Below are 13982 nucleotides of genomic sequence, written 5' to 3'. Positions count from 1 at the left end.
GCTGGACCTGGACGGGCAGGACGACCTTGGTACGGGGGTGGCCACGCCATGCCGACGACAGTCGGTAGACGGACGGACCGCCTCGCTCCCGTCCAACGCGTCACGCGCGGAGTCGACCGCCGGACCGTCGTGCGGACCGGCATCGTGGCCGCCGTCGCCTACGCCGCCTGGCTCGCGATCGGCGCCTTCGGGCGGCCGTACAACTTCTTCGACATGAAGATCTACCACGGTGCCGTGGTGTGGTGGGCGAACGGCAACGAGCTGTACGACTTCATCGCCCCGTCCACCACCCTGGGCTTCACCTACCCGCCGTTCGCCGCCCTGGCCATGCTGCCGATGTCCTGGCTGCCGATCGACGCCGCGGGCGGGCTCAACGCCCTGGCCAGCATCGCGGCCCTCGCCGTCGTGCTGGCCGCGCTGCTGCGCCCCATCGTCGACCGGCTGGGCTGGTCGCTCTGGTTCACCGTCGGCATCGCCACCCCGCTGGCCGTGGCCATCGAGCCGTCCCGGGAGACCCTCGGCTACGGCCAGGTCAACCTGCTGCTCTTCGCGCTGATCATGGCGGACCTGGTCGGCCTGCGCTGGCGGGCCCGGCGCGGCACCCACCACGAGACCGCCGACTCGGCGCTGGCCCGGTTCGTCTACAGCGGCACCTGGGCCGGGGTCGGCATCGGGCTGGCCACCGCGGTCAAGCTCACTCCGGCGCTGTTCCTGGCCTATCTCGTGATCACCCGGCAGTGGCGGGCCGCGCTGACCGCCGTCGGCACCACCATCGGCGTGACCCTCGCGACGTTCTGGCTGGTCGGCGCGGAGACCCGGACGTACTTCACCGACGTGCTCTGGCAGACCGAGCGGGTCGGCGCGGCGGACATGACCGCCAACCAGTCCCTCGCCGGCCTGCTGGCCCGGCTATACGACTCGATCGAGACGCCCGGCCTGCTCTGGCTGGCCTTCGCGGTGCTGATGCTGGCGCTCGGGCTGTCCCGGGCGGCCAGTGCCCGCGCCGACGGCGACGAGCTGACCGCGTTCACGCTGGTCGGGCTCACCGCCAACGTGGTCAGCCCGATCTCCTGGTCGCACCACCTGGTCTGGGTCATCCCGGCGATCATCGTGCTGGCCGACGCCGCCGTACGCCGCCGCGAAGCCAGCCGCGGCGTGCTGCCCCGGGCCGCCGGCGCGCCGCCGGCCACCGGGGTGCCGGCGCTGCGACCGCCGATCTGGTACCCGACCCTGACCGGGCTCCGGCACGGGGTCGGCGCGCTCGGGCTCTACCTGCTCTTCCTGATCTCGCCCATCTGGCCGTACGAGCATCAGCTGCCCGAGGTGTCCCACTACCAGGACGGCCTGTTCGGCGCGCTCATGGAGAACTCGCTGGCCGTCGCCCTGATCGTGCTGGTCGCGGCCCTGCCCTGGCGCCCCGGCGCGGAGCCGGCCTTCTACCACGACCGGCTCGCCAGGGTGGCGCAGCCCGCCGGCCGGCGCTGAGCCTCAGGGGCAGTTCACCCACTCCTCGGTGCCGTCGGAGAACACCTGCCGCTTCCAGATCGGCAGCCGCGCCTTCACCTCGTCGACCAGTCGCGCGCAGGCCGCGAAGGCCGCCGCCCGGTGCGCGGTGCTGACCGCCGCCACCAGGGCCACATCGCCGATCTCCAGCGGGCCGATCCGGTGCGACACGGCCACCGCGTACACGTCGGGGTCGGCGGCGATCTCGGCCGCCACCTCGCGCAGCACGGCCTCGGCGGTCGGATGGCCCTCGTACTCCAGCAGCATGACCGTCCGGCCGTGGTCGTGGTCGCGGACCACGCCCTGGAACGAGACCACCGCGCCGGCCCGACGGTCGGCGACCGCGGCCTCGTGCGCGGCCAGGTCCAGCGGCCGGTCGGTCACCGCGCCGAGCACCACGCCGTCCACACTCCTCGCGCTCACCATGCCCGCTCCCCGGGGGTCAGCGGCAGCGGTACGAGCGGCACCCGGTCGCCCGCCGCGCCGCTGGTGCCCGGCCGGATCATCGCGAAGCCGTCCGCGCCGGCCAGGCCGCGCAGCATCGCCGAGCCGACGTGGCGGACCGGGTGCGCGGTGCCGGCCACCCGGTCCCACCGCACCAGGGCGAGGTGGGTGTGGTCGCCCCGGCCCGGTACCGGCTCGGCCAGGGTGACCTGCGGCAGCACCGGCATCGGCCGGCCCTGCAGGCCGGCGAGCAGCGGCGCGACCAGCGACACCAGCGCGACGATCGCGGACTGCGGGTTGCCCGGCAGGCCGGCCACGAAGCGCACCCGGCCGTCGCCGTCCACCAGCCGGGCCAGCAGCATCGGGAAGCCCGGCCGGACCGCCACGGTGTTCACCACGTAGTCGGCGCCGAGCGTCTCCAGCGTCGGGTGCAGGTGGTCGACCGGGCCGTGCATGGTGCCACCCGTCGTGCAGACCAGATCGGCGTCGGCGAGCGCGGCGCGCAGCGCGGCCACGTGGGCGGGGAGGGTGTCCGCCACCGGACCGACCACGTCGGCCGGGCGCACCTGGCAGCCGTACCGGCGCAGCCAGGCGGGCACCGCCGGGCCGAGCGCGTCGCGGACCCGGCCGGCCCCCGGTGGGCCCGCGGTCAGCAGCTCGTCACCGAAGACCAGCAGCGCGGCGCGCGGCCGGCGGCGGACCAGCAGGGTGTCGTGCCCGCAGGAGGCGGCCAGGCCGATCACCGCCGGGTCGACGGGCGTGCCGGCGGGCAGCAGCTCCTCCCCGGCGTACGCCTCCTCGCCCGGCTGCCGCCACTCCGGTGCCGGACGGGGCGTTCCTGCCACCCGGCCGTCGGCCGTGCGGGTCGACTCCTCGATCCGGAGGATCGCCGTCGTGCCCTCGGGGACCATGGCGCCGGTGGCGATCTCCACCGTGCTGCCGGCGGCCTCCAGCGGGGGCGGGGTCTGCCCCGCGAGCACCCGGCCGACCACCTGCCACGGGCCGTCCCCGCGCACCGCCCAGCCGTCCACGCTGGAGGTCGGGAACGCGGGCAGGTCGGTACGCGTCGTCAGCGGCTCGGCCAGGGTGTGCCCGTCGGCGTCGGCGAGCGGCCGGCCGACCGTGGGGAGCGCGGCGGCGAGACCCACCGCGTACACCCGGGAGCGGGCCTCCTCCCACCCGGCAGGTGGCGGCGCGGCGACCCCGGCCGCGGCGGCTGCGGTTTCCGTGCTCATCGGCCGAGCCTAGCGCCGGCGCGGCGGGGGTGTGTGGTCAGTGGTCGCCGCCGCGGAGCTGGTCGACGGTGTGCCGCAGGATCGGCCCGAGCACCGCCAACCCGTCCTTCGCCCCGCCCCGCGACCCGGGCAGGTTGACGATCAGCATCCGGCCGGCCACCCCGGCCAGCCCGCGGGACAGCGCGGCCGTCGGCACGGCGCCCCGGCTGTGCGCCCGGATCGCCTCGGCGATGCCGGGAATCTCGTAGTCGAGCAGCGGGCGGGTCACCTCGGGGGTGCGGTCGGTCGGTGTGACACCGGTGCCGCCGCTGGTCAGCACCACGTCGACGCCCTCGTCGCGGGCCGCCCGCAGCGCCGCGCCGACCGGCTCGCCGTCGGGCACCACGACCGGCTCGTCGGCCTCGCAGCCCAGCTCGCGCAGGCCGGCGACGAGCAGCGGGCCGCTGGTGTCCGCGTAGACCCCGGCGGCCGCCCGGTTGGAGGCGACGATCACCCGGGCCCGGATCACGGCCGGTCCTCCGGGCGGACCCACTCGCCGGTCTTGCCGCCCTCCTTGCGCAGCACCCGGACCGCGTCGACCGAGGCCGCCGGGTCCACCGCCTTGACCATGTCGACCAGGGCGAGCCCGGCGACGGCCACCGCGGTGAGCGCCTCCATCTCGACGCCCGTCCGGTCGGCGGTCCTCGCCGTGGCGGTGATCTCGACCGTGTCGTCGGTGAGGCGCAGGTCGACGGTGACACCGTGCAGGGCGATGGGGTGGCAGAGTGGGATCAGGTCGGGTGTGCGCTTGGCTCCCATGATCCCGGCGAGCCGGCCGACGGCCAGGGCGTCACCCTTGGGCAGCCCGTCGCGGCGCAGCAGATCCACCACCTCGGCGGTGGTGCGGAGCCGGCCGGCGGCGACCGCGAGCCGGCCGGAGATCGCCTTGGCGGAGACGTCGACCATCCGGGCCGCGCCGGCCGGGTCGACGTGGGTGAGCTGCGCGGGTTCGGTCACGGCGCGAGCCTATCCGTCCACAGCTCGTCGACGAGCGAGTCGATCGTGACGACCCGCCCGGCGTGCAGGGCGAGCATCGCCAGGACGAGCTGCTGCTTCGGTGTGCCCAGCGAGACCTGGGTCGGCCCCCACCAGGCCTCCGGAGCCCCCAGGAGCCGGACGTCCACCAAACCTTTCCTCCGCAGTGCCGAATTGAATAACCACTGCATTTCCCGCCAATATATGCGGAACACGCCTTAGCGGAAGATTGTGCGCGATCCGCCGCACGACTTCAAAAGATATCAGAGAGCGACGACATTTTTCCGGTCCGTGGACCTGCGGGGTGTGATGTAACGCAGTGCCCGAACGACTAGAGACATCGCGCATGGGGGGACTCGATAATCCCATTGGAAGGTCGCCCGAATACGCGTTCAGTCTTCAGGCAAAGACACTGAGTGACAAGATGCGGCGACATTAGCGCATTCTGCGCATATGGACATCTAATGTTACTAACTCGGCCTAAACGTCATAAGCTGTCGTGCGTCGGTGGGGGGTCGACGACAACGGCTCCGCAGGATCGAGTGAAGGGCTGAGCACATGCGCGGCAACGACTGGCTCTGAGGGATCTTTCCGGGCGCCTGAGCGCCCCGTACAGTACTGGTGCACGCACCGCTACGAGATGGGCGCGGTGGAGGCCAGGACGTGACTCGCACCCTTGCACGCGACAATGGGACCGATCGGCGGCTACGGCTGCTAGTCGGTCTCGTCGTGTTTACCGCCGGGGTCTCGACGCTGGTCAGCATCCGACTGATTGACAGCCACGGCCTGGTGACCGAGAACAACCTCACCCGGGCCGTCGCACTCACGTTTCTGGTCGCCGTCGCGGCGACCGTCAATGTCCGCATCCGCATCCGCGCCACCACCCACGGCATCTCCTGGACGGACGCCGCGACGGTCGTCGGTCTGGCGATCGCCCCCGTACCGTGGGTGATCGTCGCCACCGGTCTCGGCGTCGCGATCGCCCGAGCGATCACCCGGCTGACCCCCATCAAACTGGCCTTCGGCATCGCCAAGGAGATGACGCTGGCCGCCGCTGGCGGACTGGTCCTGGTCGCCGCCGGCTGGACCTGGCCGTGGTCCGGGTCGATCGGCCGCTCGCTGCCCGCCCTGGTGCTGGCCTACCTGACCGTTGTGGTGCTCGACGAGCTGCTCATGTTCCCGGTCCTCGCGTTCGCCACCGGGACACCCATCCTCAACCGCTTCCGGCAGCAACTCGACCTCCGGTTGGCGAGCGTGCTCGCCCGCTTCTCGGTGGTCCTGTCCACCCTGCTCATCCTCCGGATCAACCCGACCTTCCTGGTGGTCGTCCCGCCCCTCGTCCTGAGCCTGCACCTGGCCAACTCCAGCCGGGTGCGCAGCCGGGCCGAACGGGAGGCCTGGCAGCGCCTGGCCCGCACCACCGACGCGCTGAACGTGGTCGACCTCGACCAGGTGCTCACCACCGCGGTCACCCAGGCCACCGAGCTCTTCTCCGCCGACGAGGTCGACATCGAGCTGCGCGAGGAGGGGCGGCTGGTCCGGGGGGCCGGCGGGGCCATCACCCTCCGGGGACCGGCCGGCACGCCCAGCGCGATCGAGGGTTCGGTGCTCACCACCCGCCTGGAAGGGCACGACCAGACCGCCGACATCGGGGTGCTGCGGCTGCGGTTCACGGGGCCGGTCAAGCTGTCCGAACGGGAGCAGTACACCCTGCGCACCTTCGCCTCGGCGCTCTGCACGGCCGTCCGCAACGCCCAGGCGTACGCCGAGCTGGCCCGGATCGCCGACGAGCACGCGTACGCCGCCACCCACGACGCGCTCACCGGGCTCTCCAACCGGCGGCACCTGCTCGACGAGGGCACCGAGCAGCTCACCAACCGGCACGCCGACGGCGTCACCGCCCTGGTGCTGATCGACCTCAACCACTTCAAGGAGGTCAACGACACCCTCGGGCACGGCGCCGGCGACCGGGTGCTGATCCAGGTCGCCGACCGGCTGCGCGGCGCGGCCCGCTCCGACGACCTGGTGGCCCGCCTCGGCGGCGACGAGTTCGCCGTGCTGCTGCGGGGCCTGCCCGCCCCGGCGGTCGCCGCGCACCGGGCCGAGGCCCTGCTGGCCGCGCTGCACGAGCCGCTCGACCTGGACGGCATGCGGATCAGCGTGGAGGCCAGCGGCGGCATCGCGGTAGCCCCGGCCAACGGCGGCATGCCCGAGCTGCTGCGCCGCGCCGACGTGGCGATGTACCAGGCCAAGCGGGCCGGCCAGCGGGTCGCCACGTACGCACCGACCCGCGACACCGCCGACCTGGGCCGGCTCACCCTCGGCGGCGAGCTGCCCCGGGCGGTCGCCGACCACGAGTTCATCGTCAACTTCCAGCCGATCGTCGACCTGGGCAGCGGCGAGGTGATCGGCGCGGAGGCGCTGGCCCGCTGGCACCACCCCACGCACGGCATGATCGACCCGCTGCGCTTCCTGGAGGCGGTCGAGCGCTCCGGGCTGCTGCCCGCGTTCGCCGAGGCGATCCTCGACCAGGCGCTGATCGCCGCCGGCTCCTGGCGGGACGCCGGCTTCGACCTGCCGGTCTCGGTGAACGTGTCACCGCGCAGCCTCCTCGACGCCCGCTTCCCCGGCGCGGTGCTGGCCCGGCTCCGGGCGCACGACCTGCCGCCGGACCGGCTGGTGCTGGAGCTGACCGAGACCCTGACGCTCAGTCAGCTCGACGTCGTCGACCGGGTGCTCAGCCGGCTCCGCGACTCCGGCGTACGGCTGGCGCTGGACGACTTCGGCACCGGCTACTCCTCGCTCTCGCTGCTCTCCCGGATCCCCGTGCACGAGCTGAAGATCGACCGGAGCTTCGTCACCGCGATGGAGAGCGCCGCCGAGGCCGCCGCGGTGATCCGCTCCACCCTGGACCTGGGCCGCAGCCTCGGCCTGACCGTGGTGGCCGAGGGCGTGGAGAGCGAGCCGCAGCGGCGGGCGCTCTGGGAGCTGGGCTGCGCCGCCGGGCAGGGCCACCTGTTCGCCCGGCCGCTGCCGTCCGGCGCGCTCCTCGCCGCCCTCCAGCGCGGTGCCGGCGGCCGCCCGGGCGCCCTCGCGCCGCCGCTGCACGACGCCGGCTCGGTGATCCGCCTGCCCGGCCGCCGCACCGGCGGCGGACGCAACCGCACCGCCACCCCCTGACCACCGCGACCCGCCAAGATCCGCAGGCCGGGATGCCGCACCCGTCTGCCAGACTGGCCGGCGTGACCGCCGACGCCGACCGGACCGCCCCCGCCTTGCGCCGCTGGCAGGCGATCGACACCGCCGCCGGCGGCCTCGCCCTCGACGTGGGCCTCTACGCCGTCTCCGCCGCGTTCGCCGCGGTCACCGCCGTCACCTCCACGCTGCTGCCGCACCGCGCCTGGGGCACCCTCGCCACCCTCGGGTACGCCCTGGCGGCGCTCGCCGCGACCGCCCAGCTCCTGGCCTGGCGCCGGCAACCCGGCACCCGCCTCGCCGGGCTGCCCGTCCGCTGGGCGGTCACCGGCTTCGCCTGGGCCACCACCGCCCTGCTCCCGGTGGCCGCCCAGAGCATCCAGCGCGCCGGCGGCCGGACCGACCGGGCGCAGGAGGAGGTGGTCGTCGTCGAGCACGCCGGCGCGCGGCTCGCCGAACACGGCACCCCCTACCTCGGGCACGACGCGATCGCCGCCCTGCCCCCCGGCGAGCAACTGCTCGGCTACACCCCCTACCAGCCCGGCATGGCGCTGTTCGGGCTGCCCCGGGCCGCCGCCGACGCCTGGTGGACCGACGCGCGGGTCTGGTTCGCCCTGGTCACCGCGCTGGTGCTGGCGGCCGCCGTGCACACCCTGCGGACCACCGCCGGCCCCGCGGCACCCCGGCGCGGCGCCGCCGTGCTGCGCGCCGCGCAGGCCGCCACCGTCCTGCCGATCTGCGCGCTCACCCTGGCCACCGGCGGCGACGACCTGCCCGTACTCGCGCTCTGCCTGCTCGCCCTCGCCCTCGCCGCCGCCGGCCGGCCCGGCCGCGCGGGTCTCGCGGTCGGCGCGGCCGGCGTGTTGAAGCTCTTCGCCTGGCCGGTCGCGGTCGTGCTGGTCTGCTGGGCCGCCACCCGCCGCGCGGGCCAGCGCACCGCCCTGGGAGCCCTCGGCCTGCCGGTCCTCGCGCTGCTCCCCGTGCTACTGGTCGACCGCGACGCCCTGGTGGAGAACGTGCTGCGCTTCCCCCTCGGGCACGGGCTCGTGACCAGCCCCGCGCAGTCCCCGTTCCCCGGCCACCTCATCGCGAGCGCGCTGCCCGCCGGCCGGCTGGTCGCCGCCGCGCTGCTGGCCGCCGTCGCCGTGGCGATCGCCGTGCGGCTGCTGCGCCGCCCGCCGCACACCGCCGCCGCCACCGCCCTGATCTGCGGGTACGGGCTGCTCGCCGCGATCCTGCTCATGCCCTCGACCCGCTTCGGCTACCTGCTCTACCCGATCGCCCTGCTCGTCACCGCCCCCGCCCTCGCGCTCGCCGGGCACCGCCCCGAGACCGCCCCCCGATCGCCTTTCCCGGCAACTGGCCGGCGCGGCCCGGCCGGAGGGCGTAGACCTGAGGCATGACCACCTACCGCGACCGGGCCGAGGCGGGACAAATGCTCGCCGACCAGCTCGGCGAGCTCGCCGGGCGACCCGACGTCATCGTCCTCGGGCTGGTCCGCGGCGGCGTACCCGTCGCCCAGGTGATCGCCGAACGGCTCGGCGCGCCGCTGGACGTGCTCGTGATCCGCAAGCTCGGCATGCCCTGGGCCCCCGAGGTCGCGTACGGCGCGCTCGGCCCCGGCGGCGTCCAGGTGCTCAACGAGATGATCGCCGACCGGATCGACGCCGACGAGCGCGCCGAGGTACGCCGGCGCGAGCAGGCCGAACTGGACCGCCGCGAGCAGCTCTACCGGGGCGACCGCCCGCAGCTCGACCTGGCCGGCCGGACCGCCGTCATCGTCGACGACGGGCTGGCCACCGGCGCCACCGCCCGCGCCGCCGTGCAGGTCGCCCGGCACCTGGGCGCCGCCCGCGTGGTGGTGGCCGTCCCGGTCGGCTCCGACCAGGCGTACGAGATGCTCGCCGCCGAGGCCGACCAGGTGGTCTGCCCGCAGGTCCCACCCGACTTCGCCGCCGTCGGGGCCTACTACGACGACTTCCACGAGGTCGCCGACCACGAGGTGACGCAGGCGCTCACCGCCACCGCGTGATTCCACCGGGTACCTTCGGTGTCATGCAGCTCACCTGTCCCAAATGCCATGGAGAGATGCGCCAGTACGAGCGCAGCGGAGTGATCATCGACCAGTGCGGCGAATGCCGCGGCATCTTCCTCGACCGCGGCGAGCTCGAGAAGCTGTTCGAGGCCGAGGCGAACTGGAACCAGCAGCACGGCGCGCGGCAGGCCGCGCCCTCCGGAGGCGGCTACGCCCCGCCCCCGCCGCCACCGCCCGCCGCCGCACCCCACCAGCCCGGCTACGGCGCCGTCCCGCCGCCTCCGCCCCCGCCCGGCCACGGCTACCCGCAGCCCGCCTACGGCCACGGTCAGCAGCACTACGGCTACCACGGCCACTACCGCCGGAAGAAGAAGCACGGCGGCTTCCTCGGCGAACTGTTCGACTGACCGTCGCCTCGCCGGGCCGGCACCCGCCGGCCCGGCGTTGTCGTCGTGCCGACTCCGCCACGCCGTGGCAGGCTGCACGGCATGACCGCGATCCGGCCGCACGAGGCGCTGGCGCAGGCGTACGACGGCATCACCGCCGTCGTCACCCGACTCGACGACGCCGGCCTGCAACGCCCCACCCGCTGCCGGGGCTGGCTCGTCGCCGACCTGCTCTTCCACGTGCTCTGCGACGCGCAGCGGGCGCTGGTCACCCTCGCCAGCCCGGCACCCGGGCCCGCTGACGTCGATGACGTCAGCTACTGGCGCGCGTTCACCCCGGGCGGCGACGACGAGGCGAGCGTGAAGCACGCCTGGTGGGCCCGGCGTTCCGCCGCCGCCTTCGACCGGCCCAGCGGCGTGGTACGCATCTGGTCCGACACCGCGCCCGCCGCCGTCCGCGCGGCCGCCGCCGCCGACCCCGACGGGCACGTCACCACGCAGGGGCACGTGCTGCGCGTACCCGATTTCCTCGCCACCCTGACCACCGAGGCGGTCATCCACCACCTCGACCTGGTGGTGGACCTGCCCGACGCCCCGCTCCCGGCCGAGGCACCCACCCGGGTGGCGGTGGCCACGGTGGACGGCCTGCTCAGCGACGACGCCGTCCGGCCGACCGGCTGGGACGACCGGGACTACCTGCTCAAGGCCACCGGCCGGGTGCCGCTCACCGACCGCGACCGGCTGGAGCTGGGCGAGGCCGCCGGCTGGTTCCCGTTGCTCGGCTGACCGCTCGTCCGGCCCGGATCAGACGATCGCCATGTCGACGAAGCGGGACAGGTGCAGCTGCGCCGCCACGGTCACCGTGTCGGTCGGGCCATTTCTGTGCTTGGCGACAATGAAGTCCGCCTCGCCGGCGCGCGGCGACTCCTTGTCGTAGTAGTCGTCGCGGTGCAGCAGCAGCACAACGTCGGCGTCCTGCTCGATCGAGCCCGATTCGCGCAGGTCGGACAGCTGGGGGCGCTTGTCGGTGCGCTGCTCCGGGCCACGGTTCAGCTGGCTGACCGCGATCACCGGGCACTCGACCTCCTTGGCCAGCAGCTTCAGGCCACGCGACAGGTCCGCGACCTCCTGCTGCCGGCTCTCGGTGCGCTTCGGCGAGGTCATCAGCTGGAGGTAGTCGACCACGATCAGCTTGAGGTCGTGCTTCTGCTTGAGCCGCCGCGCCTTGGCCCGGATCTCCATGAGGTTCATGCTCGGCGTGTCGTCGACGAAGAGCGGCGCCTCGCTGATCTCGCCCATGCAGCGGGCGAGCTTGGTCCAGTCGTCGTCGGAGAGCTGGCCGCTGCGCAGCACGTGCAGCGGCACGCGCGCCTCGGCCGACAGGAGTCGCATGACGATCTCGACCTTGCTCATTTCCAGCGAGAAGATCGCCGACGCCTGGTTGTAGCGGATAGCGGCATTCCGGGCAAAATCCATAGACGCGGTTGATTTACCCAAGCCGGGCCGGCCGGCCACGATGATGAGCTGCCCCGGGTGGAGGCCGTTGAGCAGTCGGTCGAGGTCGCTGAAGCCGGTCGGGACGCCGGTCATCATCCCGCCCTGCGCGCCCACCGCCTCGATCTCGTCGAGCGTCGGCTGGAGCATGTCGGCCAGGACGGCGAAGTCCTCGCTGACCCGCTTCTCGGTGATCTCGTAGACGGCCTGCTGGGCGAGGTCGACGATGTCGTCGACGTCGCGGCTGCCGCCCTGGCCGGTGCCGTAGCCGAGCTGAACGATCCGGGTGCCGGCCTCGACGAGCCGGCGGAGCACCGCCCGCTCGCCGACGATCCGGGCGTAGTAGGCCGCGTTGGCGGCCGTGGGGACGCTGGCGATCAGCGTGTGCAGGTAGGGCGCCCCGCCGATCCGGGCCAGGTCGCCGGAGTCGGCGAGCGCGGCGGCCACGGTGATCGGGTCGGCCGGCTCGCCGCGGCCGTAGATGTCGAGGATCGCGTCGAAGATGGTGGCGTGCACCGGGCGGTAGAAGTCGTTCGACTTGAGGATCTCGACGACGTCCGCGATGGCGTCCTTGGAGAGCAGCATGCCGCCGAGGACGCACTGCTCGGCGGCCACGTCCTGCGGCGGGGTCTTCTCGAACTGGCCGTCCCGCTGTGCCGGGGTGGGCGGCGGCCCCCCGGCCCGCTCCGAGCGCGTTCCGTCGGTGACCGACACGGGGCCCCCCTTGCTGCGTCGGATCGGATCCAGCTTTACCGCTGGGGTGTGACAAGTTCCGACGACCCTCCGGTCGATCGGGGGCCATCGCCCGGACGGTCGGGGGACCACGATACGGAACCCGCGGTCAGCCACTCAACAGCACCGGTGGACGAGCCTCGGGACAACCTGTGGACGCCGGTGGGCAGGCATGTGCGCAGGGTGTGCACAGGGTGTGGATAAGTGATGGGGAATTTGGGCGCGCTCGGCTGTGACCTGCGGTTTTACGATCCCCACCCTGTGGACGGAAGATTTCGGGTCGAGCTTGTGCGCCGTTCGTCCCGTACTATCTCTGCGAACGGCTACACCTGGACTGCGGATTGCACTTTCGGTCGAGAAGGGTCACGCTCCCGCCGTGAGAAACCGGGACTGGGGAAGCGGGGAGGGCAGCCCGCGCGAGCGCCGGCCGAGCGCCTCCTGGGACGCTCCCGCCGGTCCGCTCCCGGCCGGTTCGTCCGCCGCCTCCGAGAGCTACCGCACGCCGAGTCGCCGGCGCGCCGTCGAGCGCGGCCAGGACGAGCCGGTGGACGCCTATCTTCCCCGGTGGGCGCTGGAGTCCGGCATCCGTCGGGCCGACGGCGGGGGTCGGCACGCCGCTCGCGACGACGACGAGGACGTCGACCCGCCGTACTCGGGTGGGGGTTGGCGGGCGGACACCGGCTGGCGCCGCGAGGACGACCGCCGTGACCTGCGGGCCATCGGCGCCGGCCCGGTGTCGGAGCACACCGCCGAGTGGACCCTGGACACCCCGCAGGACCAGGGGTACGTCGGGAGCCGGCGCGCCGACGGGATCGAGGGCGAGCCGGTCTCCGGGGTGGCCCCGCGCAGCCGGCCGCGCCGCGCGGCGACCCGGCGGCCGCAGGTGACCTGGTCGGGGCTGGAGGAGGCGCCCGCGTCGGGCGACGAGGGTGACCGGTGGGACGCCGAGCGGCCGACCCGGCGGAGTCGGCGCGCGACGACGGATTCGTGGTCGCGGCCGGCGGTGGACCCGTGGGAGCGGGGGCGGGCGGCCGAGCCGGACCCGGCGGAGCAGCCCGCGGTCGACCCGTGGGACGCGTCGGGCGTGCACGCGTGGGGCCGTCCCGCCACGGCCGGCCGCTGGGATCAGGCGGAGAGCCGCTGGGATCGGACGGAGCACACCGGTCAGTGGGACCGGTTCACGGACACCGGTCAGTGGGACCGGCAGGCCGACACCGGCCGGTGGGACCGGGTCCGGGAGACCGGTGCCGGGGAACGGTACGCGGAGGTCGACCAGTGGGACCGGACGGCGCCGCCGGTGCCGGTGCGGGAGGGTTGGGCGTCGCCGGAGCGGGCCGAGGCGTTCTGGTCCGGGACGCGGTTGGCGGGTGACGATCCCCGCTGGACGGAGACGCCGCCGTCGGCCCCGCGGTCGCCGATGGTCGCCGCGCCCGCGCCGCGCCCGGTGCCCCGCCGTCGCCCGGTGGAGCCGGTGGTCGCGGGGCGGGCCGGGGCGTCGACGCTGCGGCGGCGGGTGGAGCCGGTGGGCGGCGGGTCGTGGGGCCGCCCGCTGGAGGACGACCTGCTCGACCCGGATCCGGGTGGGCCGATGCGATCGCTGGTCTACACGGCTTCGTGCTACCTGGTGCCGGCGTTGCTGCTCATCGTGGGGTTGCTGTTCCTCGACGGGCAGCCGCCGGCGGGATGCGTCACGGACATCACCGGGGGCGGTTGTGACTCGCCGCGGGCGCACGCCATCGCCTCGTTGGTGGCGGGGGCGCCGCGGTTCGGGCTGGCGCTGCTGAGCAGTCTCGTGGTGGCGGTGGTGCTGCGGCGGGTCGGCACGACCTGGCGTTCGGCGACGGTGGCGCTGGCGGCGGCCGTGGTGGGCGGCGGGCTCTCGACCGTGGTGATCAGCGCGGTGACGGGCCAGCCGATCGGGTGACGTCGTAGCCCCTCTGACAT

The 13982-nt window shown here is 74.2% G+C and carries 13 protein-coding genes; 7 read left to right on the top strand and 6 right to left on the bottom strand.

Annotated features, from left to right (window positions below; all coding sequences use genetic code 11):
• Positions 1–48 precede the first annotated feature (48 nt).
• Complete coding sequence (locus RMN56_RS11935; protein ID WP_313723866.1) at positions 49–1485, top strand: glycosyltransferase 87 family protein; 1437 nt, start codon at positions 49–51, stop codon at positions 1483–1485.
• A 3-nt stretch (positions 1486–1488) separates the two neighbouring features.
• Here the strand turns inward: RMN56_RS11935 and RMN56_RS11930 are convergent, their stop codons facing one another.
• Genes RMN56_RS11930 through RMN56_RS11910 form a run of 5 tightly spaced genes read right to left on the bottom strand, consistent with a single transcriptional unit; the run spans position 1489 to position 4345 of the window.
• A complete protein-coding gene (locus RMN56_RS11930; protein ID WP_313723865.1) occupies positions 1489–1929 on the bottom strand; it encodes a molybdenum cofactor biosynthesis protein MoaE in 441 nt (146 codons plus the stop codon).
• A complete protein-coding gene (locus RMN56_RS11925) occupies positions 1923–3182 on the bottom strand; it encodes a molybdopterin molybdotransferase MoeA (RefSeq protein ID WP_313723864.1) in 1260 nt (419 codons plus the stop codon). The genes RMN56_RS11930 and RMN56_RS11925 overlap by 7 nt, the downstream gene beginning before the upstream one ends.
• 37 nt (positions 3183–3219) lie before the next feature.
• A complete protein-coding gene (locus RMN56_RS11920) occupies positions 3220–3690 on the bottom strand; it encodes a MogA/MoaB family molybdenum cofactor biosynthesis protein (RefSeq protein WP_313723863.1) in 471 nt (156 codons plus the stop codon).
• On the bottom strand, positions 3687–4178 hold the full coding sequence (gene moaC, locus RMN56_RS11915; protein ID WP_262285040.1) for a cyclic pyranopterin monophosphate synthase MoaC: 492 nt from the start codon (positions 4176–4178) through the stop codon (positions 3687–3689). The genes RMN56_RS11920 and moaC overlap by 4 nt, the downstream gene beginning before the upstream one ends.
• Positions 4175–4345 (bottom strand): AfsR/SARP family transcriptional regulator, encoded by a 171-nt coding sequence (locus RMN56_RS11910; RefSeq protein ID WP_313723862.1) that lies wholly within the window; start codon positions 4343–4345, stop codon positions 4175–4177. The genes moaC and RMN56_RS11910 overlap by 4 nt, the downstream gene beginning before the upstream one ends.
• Before the next feature lie 514 nt (positions 4346–4859).
• Between RMN56_RS11910 and RMN56_RS11905 the strand changes: the two genes are divergently transcribed.
• The 5 genes from RMN56_RS11905 (at position 4860) to RMN56_RS11885 (ending at position 10598) form a co-directional block, all read left to right on the top strand.
• Positions 4860–7376 (top strand): putative bifunctional diguanylate cyclase/phosphodiesterase, encoded by a 2517-nt coding sequence (locus RMN56_RS11905; protein WP_313723861.1) that lies wholly within the window; start codon positions 4860–4862, stop codon positions 7374–7376.
• A 62-nt stretch (positions 7377–7438) separates the two neighbouring features.
• Positions 7439–8794, top strand: coding sequence for a glycosyltransferase 87 family protein (locus RMN56_RS11900; RefSeq protein ID WP_313723860.1), 1356 nt, complete (start codon positions 7439–7441; stop codon positions 8792–8794).
• Complete coding sequence (locus tag RMN56_RS11895; protein WP_313723859.1) at positions 8791–9423, top strand: phosphoribosyltransferase; 633 nt, start codon at positions 8791–8793, stop codon at positions 9421–9423. Before RMN56_RS11900 ends, RMN56_RS11895 begins: the two co-directional genes overlap by 4 nt.
• A gap of 23 nt (positions 9424–9446) precedes the next feature.
• Entirely contained in the window at positions 9447–9833 is a 387-nt protein-coding gene (locus RMN56_RS11890; RefSeq protein WP_313723858.1) for a TFIIB-type zinc ribbon-containing protein, read from the top strand.
• A gap of 81 nt (positions 9834–9914) precedes the next feature.
• The gene (locus RMN56_RS11885) at positions 9915–10598 is read left to right on the top strand and encodes a maleylpyruvate isomerase N-terminal domain-containing protein (protein WP_313723857.1); all 684 of its coding nucleotides are present in this window, start codon (positions 9915–9917) and stop codon (positions 10596–10598) included.
• Positions 10599–10616: 18 nt separating this feature from the next.
• On the opposite strand, the gene dnaB is transcribed toward RMN56_RS11885, so the two are convergent.
• Positions 10617–12020, bottom strand: a complete 1404-nt coding sequence (dnaB, locus tag RMN56_RS11880) for a replicative DNA helicase (RefSeq protein WP_313723856.1) — start codon at positions 12018–12020, stop codon at positions 10617–10619.
• Between the two features lie 394 nt (positions 12021–12414).
• Here dnaB and RMN56_RS11875 point away from each other — a divergent pair, with 394 nt between their 5' ends.
• Entirely contained in the window at positions 12415–13962 is a 1548-nt protein-coding gene (locus tag RMN56_RS11875) for a hypothetical protein (protein ID WP_313723855.1), read from the top strand.
• The last annotated feature ends 20 nt before the right edge of the window (positions 13963–13982 follow it).

The sequence above is a fragment of the Micromonospora halotolerans genome (assembly GCF_032108445.1).
GTDB lineage: Bacteria > Actinomycetota > Actinomycetes > Mycobacteriales > Micromonosporaceae > Micromonospora > Micromonospora halotolerans.
The sequence above is the reverse complement of the archived record's forward strand: the minus strand, read 5'-3'. Positions and strand labels throughout refer to the sequence as shown.